Annotated in this window: 22 protein-coding genes; 6 read left to right on the plus strand and 16 right to left on the minus strand. The window is 71.1% G+C overall.

Annotation, left to right across the window (positions count from 1 at the left end):
• The first annotated feature begins 4 nt into the window (after positions 1-4).
• Complete coding sequence (locus J2S22_RS18060; RefSeq protein WP_272775043.1) at positions 5-1426, plus strand: hypothetical protein; 1422 nt, start codon at positions 5-7, stop codon at positions 1424-1426.
• Here J2S22_RS18060 and J2S22_RS18065 read toward each other — a convergent pair.
• The 12 genes from J2S22_RS18065 to J2S22_RS18120 form a co-directional block, all read right to left on the minus strand.
• Positions 1353-1724 (minus strand): DUF2304 domain-containing protein, encoded by a 372-nt coding sequence (locus J2S22_RS18065; protein WP_272775042.1) that lies wholly within the window; start codon positions 1722-1724, stop codon positions 1353-1355. The two genes, J2S22_RS18060 and J2S22_RS18065, sit on opposite strands and share 74 nt — an antisense overlap.
• Positions 1721-2404, minus strand: coding sequence for a glycosyltransferase family 2 protein (locus tag J2S22_RS18070; RefSeq protein ID WP_272775041.1), 684 nt, complete (start codon positions 2402-2404; stop codon positions 1721-1723). Before J2S22_RS18070 ends, J2S22_RS18065 begins: the two co-directional genes overlap by 4 nt.
• A gap of 6 nt (positions 2405-2410) precedes the next feature.
• Positions 2411-2779, minus strand: coding sequence for a DMT family transporter (locus tag J2S22_RS18075; protein WP_272775040.1), 369 nt, complete (start codon positions 2777-2779; stop codon positions 2411-2413).
• 7 nt (positions 2780-2786) lie between these two features.
• Positions 2787-3683, minus strand: a complete 897-nt coding sequence (locus tag J2S22_RS18080) for a class I SAM-dependent methyltransferase (RefSeq protein WP_272775039.1) — start codon at positions 3681-3683, stop codon at positions 2787-2789.
• Between the two features lie 218 nt (positions 3684-3901).
• Positions 3902-4492 carry a Uma2 family endonuclease gene (locus J2S22_RS18085; protein ID WP_272775038.1) on the minus strand — a complete coding sequence of 197 codons (591 nt, stop codon included), beginning with the start codon at positions 4490-4492 and terminating at the stop codon, positions 3902-3904.
• 168 nt (positions 4493-4660) lie between these two features.
• Entirely contained in the window at positions 4661-6487 is a 1827-nt protein-coding gene (gene typA / locus J2S22_RS18090; protein ID WP_272775037.1) for a translational GTPase TypA, read from the minus strand.
• Between the two features lie 133 nt (positions 6488-6620).
• Entirely contained in the window at positions 6621-6875 is a 255-nt protein-coding gene (locus J2S22_RS18095) for a hypothetical protein (RefSeq protein WP_272775036.1), read from the minus strand.
• 9 nt (positions 6876-6884) lie between these two features.
• Positions 6885-7166: a hypothetical protein gene (locus J2S22_RS18100; protein ID WP_272775035.1), complete on the minus strand. Its 282-nt coding sequence runs from the start codon at positions 7164-7166 to the stop codon at positions 6885-6887.
• A gap of 196 nt (positions 7167-7362) precedes the next feature.
• Complete coding sequence (locus J2S22_RS18105; protein WP_272775034.1) at positions 7363-8775, minus strand: radical SAM protein; 1413 nt, start codon at positions 8773-8775, stop codon at positions 7363-7365.
• Positions 8750-9475: a prolipoprotein diacylglyceryl transferase gene (locus J2S22_RS18110; protein ID WP_272775033.1), complete on the minus strand. Its 726-nt coding sequence runs from the start codon at positions 9473-9475 to the stop codon at positions 8750-8752. Before J2S22_RS18110 ends, J2S22_RS18105 begins: the two co-directional genes overlap by 26 nt.
• 112 nt (positions 9476-9587) lie before the next feature.
• On the minus strand, positions 9588-11171 hold the full coding sequence (locus J2S22_RS18115) for a TAXI family TRAP transporter solute-binding subunit (protein WP_272775032.1): 1584 nt from the start codon (positions 11169-11171) through the stop codon (positions 9588-9590).
• Positions 11172-11318: 147 nt separating this feature from the next.
• Positions 11319-12437, minus strand: coding sequence for a site-2 protease family protein (locus J2S22_RS18120; RefSeq protein WP_272775031.1), 1119 nt, complete (start codon positions 12435-12437; stop codon positions 11319-11321).
• Positions 12438-12539: 102 nt separating this feature from the next.
• On the opposite strand from J2S22_RS18120, the gene J2S22_RS18125 reads away from it, so the two are divergent.
• The 3 genes from J2S22_RS18125 to J2S22_RS18135 all read left to right on the plus strand — a co-directional run bounded on the left by J2S22_RS18125 (position 12540) and on the right by J2S22_RS18135 (position 14203).
• On the plus strand, positions 12540-12848 hold the full coding sequence (locus J2S22_RS18125) for a 4a-hydroxytetrahydrobiopterin dehydratase (protein WP_272775030.1): 309 nt from the start codon (positions 12540-12542) through the stop codon (positions 12846-12848).
• Positions 12849-12966: 118 nt separating this feature from the next.
• Positions 12967-13344, plus strand: a complete 378-nt coding sequence (locus J2S22_RS18130; RefSeq protein WP_272775029.1) for a YkvA family protein — start codon at positions 12967-12969, stop codon at positions 13342-13344.
• A gap of 220 nt (positions 13345-13564) precedes the next feature.
• The gene (locus J2S22_RS18135; RefSeq protein ID WP_272775253.1) at positions 13565-14203 is read left to right on the plus strand and encodes an invasion associated locus B family protein; all 639 of its coding nucleotides are present in this window, start codon (positions 13565-13567) and stop codon (positions 14201-14203) included.
• 21 nt (positions 14204-14224) lie between these two features.
• On the opposite strand, the gene J2S22_RS18140 is transcribed toward J2S22_RS18135, so the two are convergent.
• A complete protein-coding gene (locus J2S22_RS18140) occupies positions 14225-14857 on the minus strand; it encodes an XRE family transcriptional regulator (RefSeq protein ID WP_307155859.1) in 633 nt (210 codons plus the stop codon).
• A gap of 224 nt (positions 14858-15081) precedes the next feature.
• Here J2S22_RS18140 and J2S22_RS18145 point away from each other — a divergent pair, with 224 nt between their 5' ends.
• Together J2S22_RS18145 and J2S22_RS18150 are read left to right on the plus strand one after the other, a co-directional pair.
• On the plus strand, positions 15082-15615 hold the full coding sequence (locus J2S22_RS18145) for a hypothetical protein (protein WP_272775028.1): 534 nt from the start codon (positions 15082-15084) through the stop codon (positions 15613-15615).
• 273 nt (positions 15616-15888) lie between these two features.
• On the plus strand, positions 15889-16236 hold the full coding sequence (locus J2S22_RS18150; protein ID WP_272775027.1) for a 4-fold beta flower protein: 348 nt from the start codon (positions 15889-15891) through the stop codon (positions 16234-16236).
• 153 nt (positions 16237-16389) lie between these two features.
• Here the strand turns inward: J2S22_RS18150 and hslU are convergent, their stop codons facing one another.
• From hslU to hslV, 3 genes are read right to left on the minus strand one after another with little or no spacing between them, the layout of a single operon-like run.
• Positions 16390-17700, minus strand: coding sequence for an ATP-dependent protease ATPase subunit HslU (gene hslU, locus J2S22_RS18155; RefSeq protein WP_272775026.1), 1311 nt, complete (start codon positions 17698-17700; stop codon positions 16390-16392).
• Positions 17697-18182 carry a GNAT family N-acetyltransferase gene (locus J2S22_RS18160; RefSeq protein WP_272775025.1) on the minus strand — a complete coding sequence of 162 codons (486 nt, stop codon included), beginning with the start codon at positions 18180-18182 and terminating at the stop codon, positions 17697-17699. The genes hslU and J2S22_RS18160 overlap by 4 nt, the downstream gene beginning before the upstream one ends.
• A complete protein-coding gene (hslV, locus tag J2S22_RS18165) occupies positions 18175-18753 on the minus strand; it encodes an ATP-dependent protease subunit HslV (protein ID WP_272775024.1) in 579 nt (192 codons plus the stop codon). Before hslV ends, J2S22_RS18160 begins: the two co-directional genes overlap by 8 nt.
• Positions 18754-19033 lie beyond the last annotated feature (280 nt).

Consider the following 19033-nt stretch of genomic DNA (forward strand, 5'->3'; position numbering starts at 1 on the left):
GCGGATGCCGGCCCGGTCCGCGGTCCTGCGTCTCGGCTTCGCCGTGCTCGTCTTCGCCGCCCTCGCGACGGCGATCACGAGCCGGCCGGCGAAGCGCATGGTCGATTTCGACCAGATCTTCTACCTGACGATCGCGCACGACCTCGTGCATCACGGGGTCTTCGCCAACGGCATCTTCGACGACGTGGCCGGCAGCCGGGCGCCGCCGCCGCCCGGCATGTTCTTCGCGCCGCTCTACCCGCTGGCGGTCGCCGGCGTGATGCGGCTCGATGCGCGCTTCGCCCGCGCCGTCGACTGCACGATCGCCGCCGACGAGAGCCGGCGCGAGCTCACCGGGTGCGAGACCTACGCTACGCCGGTGCTGATCCTGCACGCGCTGCTTCTCGCCCTGGCGGCGCTGGCGATCGGGCGGACCGGTGAGATCGCCACCGGCGACGCCCGCGTCTTCTACGGCGCGGCGGCGCTCGCCACGGCCGGCTTCGTGGCGGAGGCCGACCTGTTCTCCTTCGTGATGACCGAAAGCCTGAGCGTCGCGACCTTCGGCCTGTTCGGGCTCACGATGGTCACGGCGCTGGCGCGCTGGCGGCTCGCCGGCTTCGCGGCCTGCGGGTTCGCCCTCGGCCTCGCCTGCCTGACCCGGCCGACCTTCCTGATCCTGGCGCCCGTGACGCTCGTGATCGTCGCCGTGGTCGGCCGCTGGTTCTCGGGCCCGGCGCGCCGTCCGCTGCTGCGGCCGGCGCTCGTCTTCGCGGCCGCGCTCGCCGCGATGCTGACGCCGTGGCTGGTGCGTAACGCCGTCTCGGTCGGCAAGCCGGGCTTCACCGAGGAGTACGGCAGCGTCGCGCTGATCGAGCGCTTCGCCTTCAACGGGATGACGGCCCGCGAGTACGTCTGGGCGTTTCCGGCCTGCGTGCCGGTGGTCGGGCCACCCGTGGTCGCGGCGCTCGCCGGTCCCGACGCGACGGCGCGCTTCACCTGGAACGCGCCGGGCAGCTTCTTCGAGATCGGCCGCGGGCGGCGCAACGCGCTGATCGCCGCGCACGGCCGGCTCGATCCGATCATCGGCGGGGTCGCCCGCGAGGAGATGGCGGACGGCGGCTGGCTGTGGCATCTCGCGACGTCCGTGCCGCTCGCCTGGTGCGGGCTGTGGGTCGGCGGCCTGTTCGGCCTGATCGTCCTGCCGCTCGCCGCGCTCGGTCTCGTGCGGGCGGCGCGCCGCGGAAAGCCCCTGGTGATCGCCTGTGCGGTGCCGGCCCTGCTGCTCGTCGGCGTGCACGGCGTGCTCGCCAATCACTATCCGCGCTACAATCTGGGCCTCGTCGGGCCGATGGCGGTGGCGGCCGCCTGGCTGGTCAGCGATGCGCTGGCGCGCCGCCGGCGGACGGCTCCGCCTCGCCCGGATCCAGGCCGCGGCGAGCCTCGGTGAGCGCGATCGCGCGGGCGAGCCGGGTGATCTCCTCCATCTGGGCCCGCAGCTTGAGGTGCAGGTTCAGCAGCATCAGGAGGCTGATCACCACCCAGGTGTAGACCACGAGGTCGCTGCCGCGGCCGAGGCCGGCCCCGTGCGCCAGCCAGCTGGCGTGATGCGGCATCCACACCAGATAGAGTCCGGCCGACGCCGCCGCCATCGCCAGGAAGCCGACCACCGGTGCCTTGCGGTGGGCGCTCCAGGCGTAGAGCAGGACGATCACGAGCAGCAGCGTGAGAACGGCCTGCGCGATCATCGGTGCATCCGGCGGGCGAACAGGTCGACCAGGATGAAGAGCGCGTCGCTCATGCGCTGGCCCTTGGCGAGCGAATAGGCGCTGTACTCGATGGTCACCGGCACCTCGACCCAGGGCAGGCCGGCGAGCGCGATCTGGTGCAGGATCTCCGAGGCGTGCGCCATGCGGTTCTGCCGCAGCCGCAACCGCGACAGGCCGCGCCGCGTCAGCGCCCGCAGGCCGTTGTGCGTATCGGAGACGGCGAGCCCGGTGGTGAGCCGGGTGAAGGCGGTCGCGGCGGCGAGCAGCAGGCGGCGCGACGGCGGCAGGTCGACCGTGCCGCCGAGGAAGCGGCTGCCGAGCGCATAGTCGGCGCCCTGCCGGTCGAGCGCCTCGACCAGCCGGGCGATGTCGGACGTGCGGTGCTGGCCGTCGGCGTCGAACGTCACGACCACGTCGGCGTCCTGCGCCAGCGCGAAATCGAAGCCGGTCTGCAGCGCCGCGCCCTGGCCCAGATTGATCGGATGCGTCACCACGGTGGCGCCGGCCGCCCGTGCCAGCGGCCCGGTGCCGTCGGCCGAGCCGTCGTCGACCACCACCACGCGGTATCCGGCCTGCACGACGCCGGCGACCACGCCGCCGATCACGGCCGCCTCGTCGTAGGCGGCGATCACCACGAATGTCCGCATCGATGTCGGCATGGCGTCTTACCCCGCGACCAGCACCAGCCCGCCAGCGATCACCAGGATGCCGAGGACGAGCCGCAGCGACAGTGGCTCCGAGAAGGCGAGCGCGGCGACGAACGGTGTCACCGCGAACGCCAGGGCGACGAACGGATAGGCGCGGGCGAGCGGCGTGAAGGTGAGGACCCACACCCACATCACCGACAGCGCCCCGTAGAGCAGCACGGCGGCCAGGAACCAGCCGTTCTGCGCGAGGCTGGCGAGCCGGACCGCGACCCCGGCCTCGGCCGGAACCCGCAGCGCCGCGAGCTTGAACAGCATCTGTCCGCCGACCATGCCGAGCGCGTAGCCGGCGAGCAGCAGGATCTGGAACGCGGTCAGGCCGTCCTTCATGGCCGCCTCACGGCTTGCGCAGGACAACGCGCATCGCGTCGAAAAGGTTGACGGGCAGGCCGAGGCGGCTCGCCGCCGGCACGCTGCGGGGCACGCCGTCGGGCACGGAGCGTGCGCCGAGCCCCGTCATGCGGCCGAGCTGGTGCAGGATCAGCGACATCGGCACGATCTTTCCCGGATGGTCGACATGGGCGAGCTCGAGCCCGAGCCGCTCGGCGAGGCGGCGGACGCTCGCCACGGTGAAGAACCAGAGATGCTGCGGCGGCGTCATCAGGCGCCAGCCTCGGCCGGCGAGCCGCGCGACCGGCGACCCGAAGTCGCCGGTGGTGAGCACGACGATACCGCCGCGCGTCAGGCGCCCGGCGAGCAGCGCCAAGGTCTCCTCCGGTGCCGGCAGGTGCTCGATCACGTCGAGCATGACGACGACGTCGGCCGGGCCGAGCCGGTCGAGCGTGTCGGGTGCGACCACGCCCGTGATCACGTCGAGGCCGCGGTCGCGGCAGAACGCGGCGGCCTCCTCGGCGATCTCGACGCCGGCCACCTCGTAATGCCGGGCCGCCTCGGCCAGGAAGAAGCCGTAGGCGCAGCCGGCCTCGATCAGGCGGCCGCCGTCGCGGAAGCGGCGGACGAAATCGACCGTGCGGGAGAACTCGCGCCGCAGCACCGGCTCGGCGCCGCGGTAGTCGGCATAGCCGTCGGCGTGCCGGCCGGAGAAATAGCCGTCGGTATAATAGGCCGTGGGATCGAAGCCCGCCGTCTCGGTGCGGCCGATCCCGCAGCCCTCGCAGCGCAGGATGGCGCAGCCATGCTTGCGATAGAGGAGGCGCTGGCGCGTGATCACGCTGCAGGCCGGGCACGGCAAGTGCAGCGGAATCGAGGTGCCGGGCACGGTCTTCTGCAGCACGCGGAACCCTCGTGGAGCGCCCTGCGACACCGTTGGACGGCGGCTTCGGCGACGACGAAAACAGCGATGTGTCGGACGGCGCGTCGTGGGCGGGACGCGATCGTGGGCGAGCCTACGAACCGATCGCGCTGCAGCACAATCACGCCCCCCGCGACAAACCGGCGCAGCCGGGCGATGCTACCGGACGAGGTCGTAGGGCGAACAGAAGAGGCGGCTGATCAGGCAAACAGGTCGGCGACCTCGATCACGAGGCCGGGCGGATCGAGCGTCAGCTGACCGGCATCGAGCGTCCGCACGACGAGGCGGCCGTGGTCGGCACCGTCACCATCGCCGTCGCCGCCAGCGGCGCGGGCGTGGTGCGTGACCTTGCGGCCGACCGGATCGAGCAGCAGGCAGTGCGCGACGCTCGCCACCGCGAACCAGCCGGCGAGCCGCGCCGCGCGGGCGTCCGCGGCGCCGCCGTTGGCGCCCGGCATCGGCGCCGCCACGTCGACGACGATCACCGGGTCCGTGACGATCAGGCCGCCGCCGACGAGCGGCGCGCCGAGGCGCAGCACCACATCGGGCTCGTAGGCCGTGTCGGCCGCGATCGGCACCAGCATGCCGCCCGTGAAGGTCTCGCCGGCGAGGCCGGCGGCCGTCAGTGCATGTTGAAGCACGCGCGCTGTCTTGAAGCGGGTGCGGGCGTGCTCGGGCGGCTGCGGCGCGACCGGCACGACGCGGCCCGCGATCAGCTCGGCGCGCGGCGGCTCGAGCCGGGCCTCCGCCCAGGACAGGAACTCCGAGACCGTGGACGGAGCGGTGCTCACCGGGCGCTCACACCGGAGTCGTTCGATCGATGTGAACGTCATTCCGGGGCGCAGCGAAGCTGCGAGCCCGGAATCCAGCGGAGAACTCCGTGTGCTCGGCTGGATTCCGGGTTCGGCGCTGCGCACCGCCCCGGAACGACCAGCTGAACTGATTACCAAGAAGCGGTATCACACGCCCTCGGCGACCTTGCGGCGCTCTTCCTTCTTGCGCTCGTTGGGATCGAGCAGCTTCTTGCGCAGCCGGATCGACTTCGGCGTCACCTCGACCAGCTCGTCGTCCTGGATGTAGGCGAGCGCCTTCTCCAGCGTCATCTTGATCGGTGGGGTGAGGCGCACCGCCTCGTCCTTCGAGGTGGTGCGGATGTTGGTGAGCTTCTTGCCCTTGAGCACGTTCACCTCGAGATCGTTCTCGCGGGTGTGCTCGCCGACGATCATGCCCTGATAGACCTTCCAGCCCGGCTCGATCATCATCGGGCCGCGGTCCTCCAGGTTCCACAGCGCGTAGGCGACCGCCTCGCCGGCGTCGGTGGAGATCAGCACGCCGGTGCGGCGGCCCTGCACCTCGCCCTTGTAGGCGGCGTAGCCATGGAACAGGCGGTTCATCACCGCGGTGCCGCGGGTGTCGGTCAGCAGCTCGCCCTGGTAGCCGATCAGGCCGCGGGTCGGCGCGTAGAAGACGAGCCGGGTGCGGCCGCCGCCGGAGGGGCGCATCTCGATCAGCTCGGACTTGCGCTCCGACATCTTCTGCACGACGACGCCCGAGAACTGCTCGTCGACGTCGATGACGACCTCCTCGATCGGCTCGCGCATCTCGCCGGTCGCCTCGTCGCGCTGGATCAGCACGCGCGGCCGCGACACCGACAGCTCGTAGCCCTCGCGCCGCATGGTCTCGATCAGAATGCCGAGCTGGAGCTCGCCGCGGCCGGCGACCTCCATCGAGTCCTTCTCGTCCGACTCGCTGACCCTGAGCGCCACGTTCCCTTCCGCCTCGCGCAGCAGGCGGTCGCGGATCATGCGGCCCGTCACCTTGTCGCCCTCGGTGCCGGCGAGCGGTGAATCGTTCACCCGGAACGTCATCGACAGCGTCGGCGGGTCGATCGGCTGGGCCGGCAGCGGCTCGGAGACCTCGGGGGCGCAGATGGTGTGGGCGACGGTCGCCTCGGGGAGGCCGGCCACCGACACGATGTCGCCCGCGAAGGCCTCCTCGATCGGCTGCCGCTCCAGGCCGCGGAACGCCAGCACCTTGGAGATGCGCCCGGTCTCGACGATCCTGCCGTTGCGGTCCAGCACCTTGGCGGGCTGGTTCGGCTTCAGCGTGCCGGACGTGATGCGGCCGGTGACGATGCGGCCGAGATACGGGTTCGACTCCAGGATGGTGCCGAGCATGCGGAACGGCCCGTGCTCGATGGTCGGCTCCGGCACGTGGGACAGCACGAGGTCGAGCAGCGGCGCCATCGACTCCTTCGGGCCCTCCAGGCTCGGGGCCATCCAGCCCTCCTTGGCGGAGCCGTAGAGCACCGGGAAGTCGAGCTGCTCCTCGCTGGCGTCGAGCGCCGCGAACAGGTCGAACACCTCGCCGGCGACCACGTCGGGGCGGCCGTCGGGACGGTCGACCTTGTTGATGGCGACGATCGGTCGGAGGCCGATCTTGAGCGCCTTGGAGACGACGAACTTGGTCTGCGGCAGCGGGCCCTCGGCGGCGTCGACCAGCACGATGGCGCCGTCCACCATGTTGAGGATGCGCTCCACCTCGCCGCCGAAATCGGCGTGGCCGGGGGTGTCGACGATGTTGATGCGCACGTCCTTCCAGACGATCGAGGTCGCCTTGGCCAGGATCGTGATGCCGCGCTCGCGCTCCAGGTCGTTGGAATCCATGGCGCGCTCGGCGACCCGCTGGTTCTCGCGGAACGTGCCGGACTGCTGCAGCAGCCGGTCGACCAGGGTGGTCTTCCCGTGATCGACATGGGCGATGATGGCGACGTTGCGGAGCTTCATAGGGGTCCCTTGAAAAACGGAACGCGGGCCTCCGGGGCCCGCGACATTTGGGCGGGACTATAGACGAGGGCGAGCCGGAGGCAATGGCCCGGTACGGATCGGGAACGAATTTCGGGCCGGCCGATGCCGTCTATCAGCCGGGCGTATCGCCGGGATGACGGGCCGGACCCGGCCCGGACGGGGCGGCGCGGTCCCGCATGCGCCGCCGGCCGGCCCGGATCATGAGCACGCCGCCGGCCGCGACCGCGGCACTGGTCGCCCACAGGAGGACGAGCCCGGGGTCGACCAGGGACCGGGGGTCGGTCAGGCCGAACGCCACCACGAAGGCGCCGGCGCACAGGCCGGGCAGCAGCAGCACGAGGCCGACCAGGATCATCAGCACGGCCATGGGTCTCTCCTAGGGGGCGCCGGAGGGTCCGCCGGGATCGCCGGAGCCCTGCCGGCCCGGCTCGCCGGCCGCGCGGCGCAGCCGCCGCGCCCCGAACAGCACCAGGACGCAGAAGATCCAGCCGATCAGGGCGCCGCCCAGGAACACCACCGACAGGCTCTGCCCGACCGGGTCCTTCTCGAACAGGAGCCCGACCCCGCCGATCGTGAAGAAGGCCGAGCACAGGCCCGACGGCAGCGCCAGCAGGCCGATCAGCACGAAGAGGATGAAGTTCCGGCCGGTCTCGGTCATGGCCGTCGATCCGTGTGCCGTGCAGACGACGGTGCATGCCGGGTCGCATCCTGTAAGCCGTCATGCCCGCGGGCGTCGCCGGCATCCACGCCCTTTCGCTGGCGCCCGGCGGAGCAAGGCGTGGATGGCCGGCACAAGCCCGGCCACGACGTGGCGTGCGTCAGGAGCCCGCGCGCCCCCCGGTCCTGGGTCGGCATCATCTCATCGCTCCCCGCCGCGCCCGGATCGCCTCCGCGTGCCCGTTCCGGTAGAACAGGTTGTAGGTGTCGAACGGGATGATCCTCCCGTCCGGCGTAACGAAGTGGATGCAGGAGCGCTTGACGCCGCCGAGGCAGAAGCTGAAGCGGTCCATGAACGACACGATCGCCACCCGGAAGACGTTCTCGTAGCTCAGCCCCTCCGGCACGGTGGCGCGCGGCAGGCAGCACAGGAACTCGGCGAGCCGCTCCGGCGCGTTCATGGCGCCCGAGGAGAGCGAGAACAGCTCGACGAATGTCTGCTGGAGCGCCGGCTGCTTCTCGAAACTGATGGTGTTGGGCACCACGGCGACCAGATCCTCGCGCGACAGCATCGACGTGACCGGCAGCACGCGGTCGCCGCTGCGCAGGCCGTAGGCGATCGCGATCGTCTCCGGATTGCACGGCAGCGGGATCATGTCGGCCTCGCCGAACAGGCCCGAGTCGGCGATCACGCGGCGCCGGATCTCGGAGAGCACGATGCGGTTCCGTCTGGCGTCGAAGCCGTCGTTGCGGCCGGCGTCCTGCACGGGCTGGAACGTCACGCCACGCACGCACTGCCAGGTCAGCGCGTGCTTCACCAGCGCGCCGATCTCGTGGTCGTTGACGCCGCGCTTCACGGTGACGACCAGGGTCGTGGAGATCCCGTGACGCTCCAAGTTCTCCAGGGCCTGCTGCCGGATGCGGCGAAGATCGGCGCCGCGCAGATCCATCAGGGCGTCGCGCTCCAGCGAATCGAACTGCAGATAGATCTCGAGCCCGCGCCGGCGCTCCGCCAGGCGCGCGCAGAAGTCGGGGTCCTGCGCCAGCAGAAGCCCGTTGGTGTTGACCATGACGTGGCGGATCGGCCGCGCCCGCGCCGCGTCGAGGACGGCGAAGAAGTCCGGATGCAGGGTCGGCTCGCCGCCGGAGATCTGCAGCAGGTCCGGCTCGCCCTCGCTGGCGACCAGCGCGTCGAGCATCTGCTCGATCGTGGCGAGCGGCAGATGCACGGGCCGCTGCGGCGACGATCCGGCGAAGCACACCGGACAGGTGAGATTGCAGTGCTCGTTGATCTCGATCAGGGCCAGGCAGGAATGCTGCTCGTGGTCCGGGCACAGGCCGCAGTCCCAGGGGCAGCCGTGCTCGGTGCGGCTCTGGAAGGCGAGCGGCGTGTCGCCCGGCTTGATGTAGTCCTTGCAGCGCTTCCAGTAGGCGGCATCGGTCGAGACCAGGGTCGACTGGACGCCGTGGGTCGGGCAGCGCTTCTCGTAGAAGACGTCGTCGTCGACGATCTGGATCTTGGCGGGCACGAGCTCCAGGCAGGTCTCGCACAGCGACGTGGTCTGGCCCCAGAAGACATGGGGTCTAGATTTCCGCAGCGGCGCGGTCATCCGCATCTCCGGCGTGTTGCGCGGTCACCAGCATGGCCACGGCCCAGGCCACCAGCACGGCGGAGAGCAGGTGGAAGACCGTGAACGGTCCGAGGATCGTGCCATAGGGCTTGAAGAACTCCCAGACGAAGCGCTGCAGCCCGTAGAAGCCGACCGCCAGGTAGAATCCTCGGTCGATCCAGGCGGCGTCGCGGTTCGACACCTTGATCACGTAGACGAGCGCGAAGGCCGCCATGGCGGCGCTCTCGTAGAGCTGGACCGGATGGCGCGGGACGCCGTCGCCGAAGTCGTGCGCCCAGGGCAACGCGGTCGGCGTGCCATGGGTGAAATCCTCGAGGCCGGCGAGATGGCAGCCGATGCGGCCGACCGCGACGCCGACGGCGAGCGGCAGGGCGAAGCGCGCGCCGGTGCGCAAGGAGACGCCGGTCGCCTGCTTGTAGAGCTCGACCCCGAGGATCGCGCCGGCGATGCCGCCCTCGATCGATCGGGCGACCGCCGGCACGCCGGAGACGATCATGTTGAGGGTGCCGAACAGCACTGCGCCGGTGCCGGCCCCGAGGACCAGCGCCGCCACATAGGCGAGCTCGGTGGTGACCGGCGGGAAGGCGATCTTCCGCACGCGGGTCAGCCACAGGGCGGCCAGCGCCGCGGCGCCCCAGGCGAGAAGGTCGAAGAGCGTGTGAAGGGCGAAGCCGGACATGAGCGATTGTCGTACCGGGCTGCGGCCCGTCATGCCAGCGTACACGAAACCGGCACCCTCGGGGCCGCGCATCGGCGCGGCCACCTCGGGGGGACGGCTCACGACGACAGGCTCACGCCCCTTCGGCCGGCTTCGTCATGCGCAGGATGGTGGCGACGGCCGCCGGGTCGGGCACCGGACTCGGGCCGGGCCCGACGGCAGGCTGTCCGCCGGCGAGCTGCCGGCGCCGCTCGGCGACCGCCGCGCGGGCCTGATCGAAGGCGAGCGTAAAGGCGGCGAGCGAGGTGTGGTCGATGCCGTCGCGGCTGCCCGGCAGCAGCACGCGCGCGAGGATCTCGTCGATCTCCCTGTCGAGCGCGGCGAGCGTCGCGAGATCCTCGGCGGCGTGTGCGCGTCCGATCAGGGCGAGCAGGCGCTCCAGCAGCCGCTGGCGGCGCGAGCGGGTGTCGGCGCGGAAGTGGCTCGCCAGCCAGGCGAGTCCGGAGCCGACGCCCGACAGCATCATGGCGCCGATGTAGATGACGTCGCTGTAGCGGTCGAAGAAGCTCTTCTGGTCGTCGTCGATATAGGCGGCGGCGCCGGGATGCGCCGGCACCGCGGCGTCGCGGTCGGTGTCTGGCTTCTCGATGCGGGCCGCCATCGGGAATTCCGACGACAGGACCTGGCGCACCGCGAAGATCTGTCGGGTCAGGTCGGCGACCGTGTCCTCGGGCACGCTGCGGCGGGCGACGAGATAGTGCTTGAAGCCGATGGTCTCGACGGTCTCGGGCGGCTGCGGCGTCTGGCCGCCGAACACGCCGGCCTTCAGCTCGGCCTCCTCGTAGACGGGGGCGCGGGCCGCGATCGCCTCGGAGGCGCCGATCTCCAGGAAGGTCGGGCCGTCGCGGCCGTTGCTCGCCGCAGCGACGACGCCGGCGACGTGCGGGCTCGCCACCGGCCCGAGCGCCAGCACGGCGTCGATCGGGGCATGGCGCAGCGCGGTCGTCACGTCGCGGGCGTCGAGCGGCACCACCGTCACCTTCTCGATCGGCACCTGATACTGGCGCAGGATCGCCTCCAGCACCTCGCGGTCGCCCATGCCGGGGCCGACCAGGCCGATGCGGCGGCCGGCCAGCGCCTCGATGCTGTCGATCTTCGGCGGCGCCGGGGGCGTCTGGGCGGCGGGCGGCTTGGCGCCCCGCTTGCGGCGGGTCGCGGTCTCGGCCGGCGGCGCGGCTGGTTTCGGCGGGCCGGCGGCGAGCGAGCCCTCGGCCGGCACCAGAAGCACGGCGACATTGTCGTGCATCACCACCACGGCCTGGCCGGAGGCCGGGAAGGCGACGTCGCGGCGGACCACGGCGAGGTCGACCTCGCGGTTCTGCAGGGCCCGGGCCGCCGCGGCCGGTCCCTCCTTGATCACCGGCACCAGCCGGACCGTGGCGCTGCGGTCGCGGGCGAACTGCTGGGCGATCGCCTGGACGAGCCGGGCGTCCTCGCCGGCCGCCGGCCCGACCGCGATGCGCAGCCGGCTCGGCCGGTCGGAGAAGTAGAACGCGGCTGCGATCAGGCCGGTGGCGAGAAACAGCCCGATCAGCAAGACGAGCGGGGTCTGGCGCAGCAGCACGCGCAGACGGCGCCGGGTGCGGCCCGAGCGAACGCCCGCCGCCCGGTCGCGGGCCACCCCGGCGGCGGCGATGCGGCGGAGCGGCGACGGCATTCTTCGAGGTCTCCGGGGGCGGGCGGCGGCGGGGTGCGGTTTCGGGCATGTGGGCACGCCGATGCGGCGGCGCAAAGGCACGAGCCCGTGCGGCCGGGATTTCCGCTCCGGAGGGTAAAGAGGACGTCGGCGGGACCTGCGCGGGATCTATACGCCGGCGGCGCGGCCCCAGGGGCCGAAGCGGGTGCCCTTGGGCAGGGCGTCGCGCACCATCAGCATCTCGCCGACGGTCTCCGAGGTGACGAGGCCCAGGAGCCGGCCGCCGGCGTCGACGATGCCGACCGCCGGCTTCTGCTTCTCCTGCAGGATCGCGAACGCGGCCTCCAGGCGGCCGCGATGGCTCATCAGCGGGATGTCGGCGGTCATCACCTCGGCGACCGGCGCCTGCGGGCCGACGTCCTTGAGGGCCCGGATCATGTCGGCGCGGCTGAGCACGCCGACCAGGCGGCGCTGGCCGTCGACTACCGGGAACTCCTGCTGGCTGGTGCGCAGCAGCGTCTCGATCGCCGCCTCGATCGGCTCGTCGGGCGACAGCGTGGCGAACTCGGTGATCATGGCGGCCGAGATCGGAACGTCGCGCGACATCGCCCGGATGGCGACGAGCTGGGCCTCGGAGGAGGCGGCCAGATAGACGAAGATGGCGATGAAGATCAGCATCGGGTTGGTGAACAGCCCGATGAAGCCGAACGCGAAGGCGGTCGCCTGGCCGATCCAGGCGGCGATCTCGGTCGCCCGCACATGGCCGAGCCGGATCGCCAGCAGCGCCCGCAGCACCCGGCCGCCGTCCATCGGGAACGCCGGGATCATGTTGAACAGCACGAGGAAGATGTTCACGGCGGCGAGCTTGTCGACCATCGAGGTCGCCGTGTTGTCCATGGCGGCGAGATTGCGCACCGACGGGTCGGCGCCGAACAGCACGATCAGCAGGAAGGCGATCACCACGTTGACGGCCGGCCCGGCGATCGCCACCAGGAACTCCTCGCCCGGCGCTTCGGGAATCCGCTCCAGGCGCGCGACGCCGCCGATCGGCAGCAGCGTCACGTCGGGCGTCGCCACCCCGAAGGCACGGGCCGCGAAGATGTGACCGAACTCGTGGGCCAGCACGCAGGCGAACAGGAGCAGCATGAAGACGAGGCCGCTCACCGCGGCGTCGGCGCCGCCCTGCGCCCAGCTCGCCGCGAAGATCCAGACCAGGAACAAGAGAAAGGTGACGTGGATGCGCACCGCGGTGCCGGCGATCGCCCCGATATTGATCGACCACGGCATGTGCGCCTCCTCGTCCGGTCGCCGGACCTCTCGACGAGAGATATGATCGCACCGGCCCGCCCACCAGACGCGGCGCGCCGGATGCGACGAGGAGGACCCCCGATGACCGAACGACTGAGCCCCGCGCGCCGCCGCGAGGCGCTCGCCGGCCTGCCGGGCTGGCAGGATGCCGAGGATCGCGACGCCATCTCGAAGGTCTTCACCTTCGCCGATTTCAACGCCGCCTTCGGGTTCATGAGCCGGGTCGCGCTCGCCGCCGAAAAGCTCGACCACCATCCCGAATGGTTCAACGTCTATCGCACGGTGAGCGTGACGCTTTCGACCCACGACGCGGGCGGCGTCACCGAGCGCGACATCTCGCTCGCGACCGCCATGGAGGCGATCGCGGCCGGCACGGGACTGAAGCCGTGACCGGCCGTCGCCGCCCCGCGGGGAACCGGCCCGGCCGCCGATCCGGCGGCTTGAACCGACCGTCGTGGTCCCCATCTGCAAGACACGTCCGCCGGGTGGCGGACCACGGGGAAAGGCCATGATCTTCACGGGTGCACGGTTCGGTGCGGACGCCACGGCCGAGACGACGCGCGAGCCGCGCGACGAGGAGACGGTGCGGCGCGGCTTCTGGCCGAAGCTGAAGCGCGTCGTCGCCCGCGTCCCGTTCGCCGAGGAGCTGCTGGCCGCCTACTACTGCGCCCTCGACCGCGGGACGCCGCACCATGTCCGGGTCGCCCTGTTCGGGGCGCTGGCCTATTTCGTGATGCCGTCCGACATGGTGCCGGACCTGGTGCCGGCCCTCGGCTTCACCGACGACGCGGCCGTCATCGCCACCGTGGTCCGGTTGTTCTTCACCCATCTCACCCCCGAGCACCGGAGCGCCGCCCGCCACGCCCTCGACGAAATGGCGCGCTAGAGAGCCGCGAATCGGGGCACAGTGGCGCGGGGGCGCCGGGGCGTTCTCGACGATGCAGGTCTCCGCGGCTGCGCGCCCGATCGCGCGGCCCCGTCCGGAACAGCATGACGCTCGGGATAGTGACGGGTTGAGAATGGGTTACGACATCCGCAACGGGTCGGCCGCGGGGCCGACCACACGCCGCGCCATGGTGCATGTCCATGTGGCGCATCTCCGCTCGATGCCGCTGGTCGCCGCGCTGCTGGCCGCCGGGGCGGCGCTCGGCCTCGGTGGACCGTCGCCGGCGCTCGCCCAGCCGGCGCCCGCGGCGACGCCGCCGGCCCAGCGTCCGGCGCAGCCGCCGAAGCCGAAGCCGCCGGCCCGGCCCGCCGCCACGGCTCCGGCGCAGCCGCCGGCCGCCGCCACCGGCGGGGCGCAGCCGCAGCTGCTCGGCCAGTACGGTGGCTGGGGCGCCTACACGGCGAGCCCGGGCGGCCGCAAGGTGTGCTTCGCGCTGGCCAAGCCGAGCCGCGCCGACACCACGCCCCCGAACCGGCCGCGCGACCCCGCCTTCCTGTTCGTGTCGTCGCGCCCCGGCGAGCGGGTGAAGGACGAGATCTCGGTGATCTTCGGCTACGGCTTCAAGCCGAACGCCGACGCCACCCTGGAGGTCGGCGGCGCCAGCTTCGCGATGTACACCCAGGCCGACGGCGGCTGGATCAAGAACGCCGCCGAGGAGCCGCGGCTCGTCGAGTCGCTGCGCCGCGCCAACGACGCCACCATCAAGGGCGTCTCGGCCCGCGGCACCGCCTCGACCGACGTCTATGTCCTGAAAGGCCTCGCCCAGGCGCTCGACCGCGTCGCCCAGGAGTGCCGGTGAAGTACCGCGTTCCGCCGCCGGTCAGCCGGTCTGCGACCCCGCCGTCGTGAAGCGGATGCGGCCACGCTCGCCCGGCACCCGCCCGTCCCGCGGGTGCGACACGATTTCCACGTCGCGGTCGAACGCGGTCAGGAAGGTCATCAGGCGGTCGACCGAGTACTCTCGGAACGTGCCCTTGAATAGCCGCGACACCTCGGGTTGCGTGATTCCCATCAGAGCGCCGGCCGCCGCCTGGGTCAGCTTGCGCTCGCGCGTCATGCGATAGATCTCGGCGACGATCTGGGCCTTGAGGAAATGGCGCTCCGCGTCGGGCCGGCCGAGGTCGGCGAAGACGTTGTCGCCGCTCTCGTGGACTTCGATCGTCGATTTGCGCGTCATGACTTCGTCTCCCGCCTGGATCGCGCCGCGACGTCGGCCTCGGCGTCTCGTAATCGCCGGCGGACCAGCGCGAGGTCCTGCTTCGTCGTTTCGCTGCCCCGCTTCGATTTTCTTGAACGCGTGCAGCACATAGACGGCCGCCTCGAACCGCACCGTATAGACCGCCCGACAGGTGTCGCGGTCGAAGTCGTCGATCAGCTCCACGACGCCGCTGCCGAATCCCCTCAGCGGTTTCGCCGACGGAGGGTGCTGCCCGGTCTGGGCGAGGAACAGCAGGAATCCGAACGAATCCTGCGCGGCCGCATCGACCGGGAAAGGTGCGCCATCGAGCGATGATTATGAGTAGATGCTCATTTGCCGTCAAGCGTGGGCGGCGCTGTCGGCGTGCGTCGTCAGAGATCGGGATCGTGCGCCTCGTTGACCCACATGTGATCGGCCGGCGAGGGCGCGCAGCTGCGCGCTCCGGGTTAGCCTTCATCGGCGCGCGAGAGGAGGCTGGCATGCGGATGCGGATCGGACTGGTCGCGGTGGTGATGGGGTGCGCGGGCCTCGGCGTGGCCGGAGCCGCCGTCGCCCAGGACGCCGCGAGGGCGCGCACGGCCGGGCTCGATCGCCCTGTCTGGAGGGTGTTCGAGGACCGCGCCGGCACCCGCGTCGACGTTCCGGCCGGCATCTTCACCGAGGCGGTCGGGCCGGCGCCGCGCGGCGACGGGGTCGAGCTGCGGTCGGCCGACGGGCGTGCCCGCCTGATGGTCTATGTCGAGGAGAACGACGAGGCCTTCACGCCGGCGCGATTCGTGCGGACGAATCTCAAGGTGCCGGCCGGCGCGCTGGACTACCGCCGCGTCACCGACCGGTTCTTCGCCGTCTCGGGCGTGAACGACGACGAGATCTTCTACAGCCGCTGCAATTTCCCGGCCCGGGCGGCGGGGCGGATGCACTGCATCTACGTCGCCTATCCGCGCGCCGAGGAGAAGGCGTGGGACGACATCGTCACCCGGATCAGCCTCTCTTTGCGCGGTTCGCGCAGCTGAGTTCAAAAATTGTTAGCCACCCCTACAGTGCGTGATGGGCGGAATTTGCCTTATGTGAAAGATTCTTACGTCCTTTTTATCCTCATAGGGTAAAACGTGCTATCCAGGGTGGCTATTGTTCGTCCCTCGGTCGTGCGGTATGAGGCAAACGCGCATCTCGTGTATGTGTTGTTGCGTTTTTCGCTCAGGGAAGAACGTGATATATCACCACTGGATGCGTCTTTCGCCCCCGAATGACGCGCCGAGCAATCGGATCCCCGACTGAGAACGACAATGGAACCCCTCTATGATCGCCAGGGCCGCGTGCGGGCCTGGCTCCATGCCGAGCACGCCCGCATCGTGAGCCTGCAGGGCAGCCACCTCGCCTCGATCGACGGCCACAGCGTCTACGACAGCAACGGCCAGCACATCGGTTGGTGGAAGCACGGCCACATGCGCAATTCGCGCGGCGCCGTCGTGGTGTGGGCGTCCGACGCCTTCGGGCTCGGCGTCATCCGGCCGCCCCAGATGCCGTCGCCGGCCGAGCCCGAGGCTCCGGTGGTCGAAGGCTTCCAGGCCCGCGCGACGACGCCCGCGCATCCCGCCCGCAGCGCCAGCTGGGCGGTCGAGCTCCCGTTCTGAGCTGCCATCCGAACGGCCGGCCGGGCCGCGCGCAGTCCGCGCGCCCGGCGCCGTCGGCACCGTCTCCCTCGACATCTGTTCGGAAGACGGGACGACGCGATCGGTGAGATCGCGTGCGACGTCCCGCGCCGGAGCCGGCCGCGCCGTCCCGCTCTACAGGATGAACCGGCTCAGATCCGCGTTCTTTGCCAGGTCGGCGACCCGGCTGTTCACGTAGTCGCCGTCGATCGCCACCGTCTCGCCGGCCCGGTCCGGGGCCGAGAAGGAGACGTCGTCGAGCACACGCTCCATCACGGTCTGCAGCCGCCGCGCGCCGATGTTTTCCACGGTCGAGTTCACCGACACGGCGACGTCGGCGATGGCGTCGATGGCGCTCTCGGCGAAGTCGAGCGTCACGCCCTCGGTCGCCAGCAGCGCCACGTACTGCTTGATCAGCGACGCCTCGGTCTCGGTCAGGATCCGGCGGAAGTCGTCGCGGGTCAGCGCCTTCAGCTCGACCCGGATGGGCAGGCGGCCCTGCAGCTCGGGCAGCAGGTCGGACGGCTTCGCCAAATGGAAGGCGCCCGAGGCGATGAACAGGATGTGGTCGGTCTTCACGGTGCCGTGCTTGGTCGACACCGAGGTGCCCTCGATCAGCGGCAGGAGATCGCGCTGCACGCCCTCGCGCGAGACGTCGGCGCCGCCGCGGTTCTCGCGGCCGCAGATCTTGTCGATCTCGTCGAGGAAGACGATGCCGTTGTTCTCGACCGTCTTGATCGCCTCTTGCACCACGGCGTCCTGGTCGAGCAGCTTGTCGGACTCCTCGGCGATCAGGATCTCGTAGGACTCCTTCACCGTGACCTTGCGGGTCTTGGTGCGCCCGGCGCCGAGCTTGCCGAAGATGTCGCCGAGCGAGACGGCCCCCATCTGGGCGCCCGGCATGCCGGGGATGTCGAACAGCGGCATTCCGCCGCCGCCGCCGGCCGCGATCTCGATCTCGATCTCCTTGTCGTCCATCTCGCCGGCCCGCACCTTCCGGCGGAACGTCTCCTTGGTCGAAGCGGACGCGCCGGCGCCGACCAGCGCGTCGACGACGCGCTCCTCGGCGGCCAGATGGGCGCGCGCCGCCACGTCCTTGCGCTTGCGCTCGCGGGTCAGCGTGATGCCGACCTCGACGAGGTCGCGGACGATCTGCTCGACGTCGCGGCCGACATAGCCGACCTCGGTGAACTTGGTCGCCTCCACCTTGATGAAGGGCGCCCCGGCCAGCCGGGCGAGCCGGCGCGAGATCTCGGTCTTGCCGACGCCGGTCGGGCCGATCATCAGGATGTTCTTCGGCATCACCTCCTCGCGCAGCTTGTCGTCGAGCTGCAGGCGGCGCCAGCGATTGCGCAGCGCGATCGCCACGGCGCGCTTGGCGTCGTGCTGGCCGATGATGAAGCGGTCGAGCTCGGAGACGATCTCGCGGGGAGAGAAGTCGGTCATGGGTCGCGCACCATCAGGAGGGCGGGGCCGTCCGGCGTCGCGACCACGCGATCGCGACGGAAGCCGGCCTTTTCGTAAGCGCGGATCGCGCGGGCATTGGCGGGTGCGGGATCGGTGACGACCCGCGGGGTGCCGGCGGCGAGGAGCTCGTCGGCGAACTGTCGGACGAAGGCGGAGCCGTGGCCGCGACCGAGCATGTCGGGCTCGCCGATCGACTGATCGATGCCGCGGGTGCCGACCGGTTGCGGGTCGAAGCATCCGTACGACAGCGGCAGCGCGTAGCACTGCAGATAGGCGAACGGCACCTCGCCAGCGAGCACCAGATACTGGTCCATGTCCGGATGGTCGAGATCGCCCCGCACCTGGGCGATCTGCGCGATCGGGTCGCCCCACCATTCCGTCATGTGCGGACGGGCCAGCCACGCCGCCATCAGCGGCAGATCGGCGACCGTGAACGGCCGGAACTGGTAGGTCTCAGCCAACCGGCAGGGTCTCGATGGTGACGTTGCTGTTGGTGTAGACGCAGATGTCGGCGGCGATGGCGAGCGAGCGGCGCACGATGGTCTCGGCGTCGAGGTCGGTGTCGATCAGGGCGCGCGCCGCGGCGAGCGCGTAGTTGCCGCCGGAGCCGATGCCGACGACGCCGTTCTCCGGCTCCAGCACGTCGCCCGTGCCGGTCAGCACCAGCGAGATTCGCGGATCGGCGACGATCATCATCGCCTCCAGCCGGCGCAGATAGCGGTCGGTGCGCCAGTCCTTGGCGAGCTCGACGGCCGCCCGCATGAGCTGACCGGGATACTGCTCGAGCTTGGCCTCCAGTCGCTCGAACAGCGTGAAGGCATCCGCGGTGGCCCCGGCGAAGCCGCCGATCACGTCGCCCTTGGCGAGGCGGCGGACCTTCTTGGCGTTCGACTTGACGATGGTCTGGCCGATCGAGACCTGACCGTCGCCGCCGACCGCGACGATGCCGCCCTTGCGGACCGTGACGATGGTGGTGCCGTGCCAGAGGGCGTGCGACGAGGACGGGTCGGAACGCGTGTGCTCGGAAGACATGGACGATGAAACCCCGGTGACGCCCTGATCTAGGAGCCGTCCGGCACCTTTGCAACGCGACGCCGGCTCGGACGCGTCCGACGGCCCCCCGCCCGGCAGCGGGCCAGCCGGCAGGAGCGCCCTCTTCCGGCCGGCTGGAAACGGCGGCGCGGGGACGCAGACCCGCATCCCGCCGCGGTGCGCCGCAGTGGCGGAACCCGGGCGGCCCTGATAAAAGGCCGGCGGTTCAGACGAATGGTCGCACCCATGGCCGAGGCCCGGGGCGGCCCGGCCGTTCGGC

The organism is Rhodoplanes tepidamans (assembly GCF_030813915.1).
Taxonomy (GTDB): domain Bacteria; phylum Pseudomonadota; class Alphaproteobacteria; order Rhizobiales; family Xanthobacteraceae; genus Rhodoplanes; species Rhodoplanes tepidamans.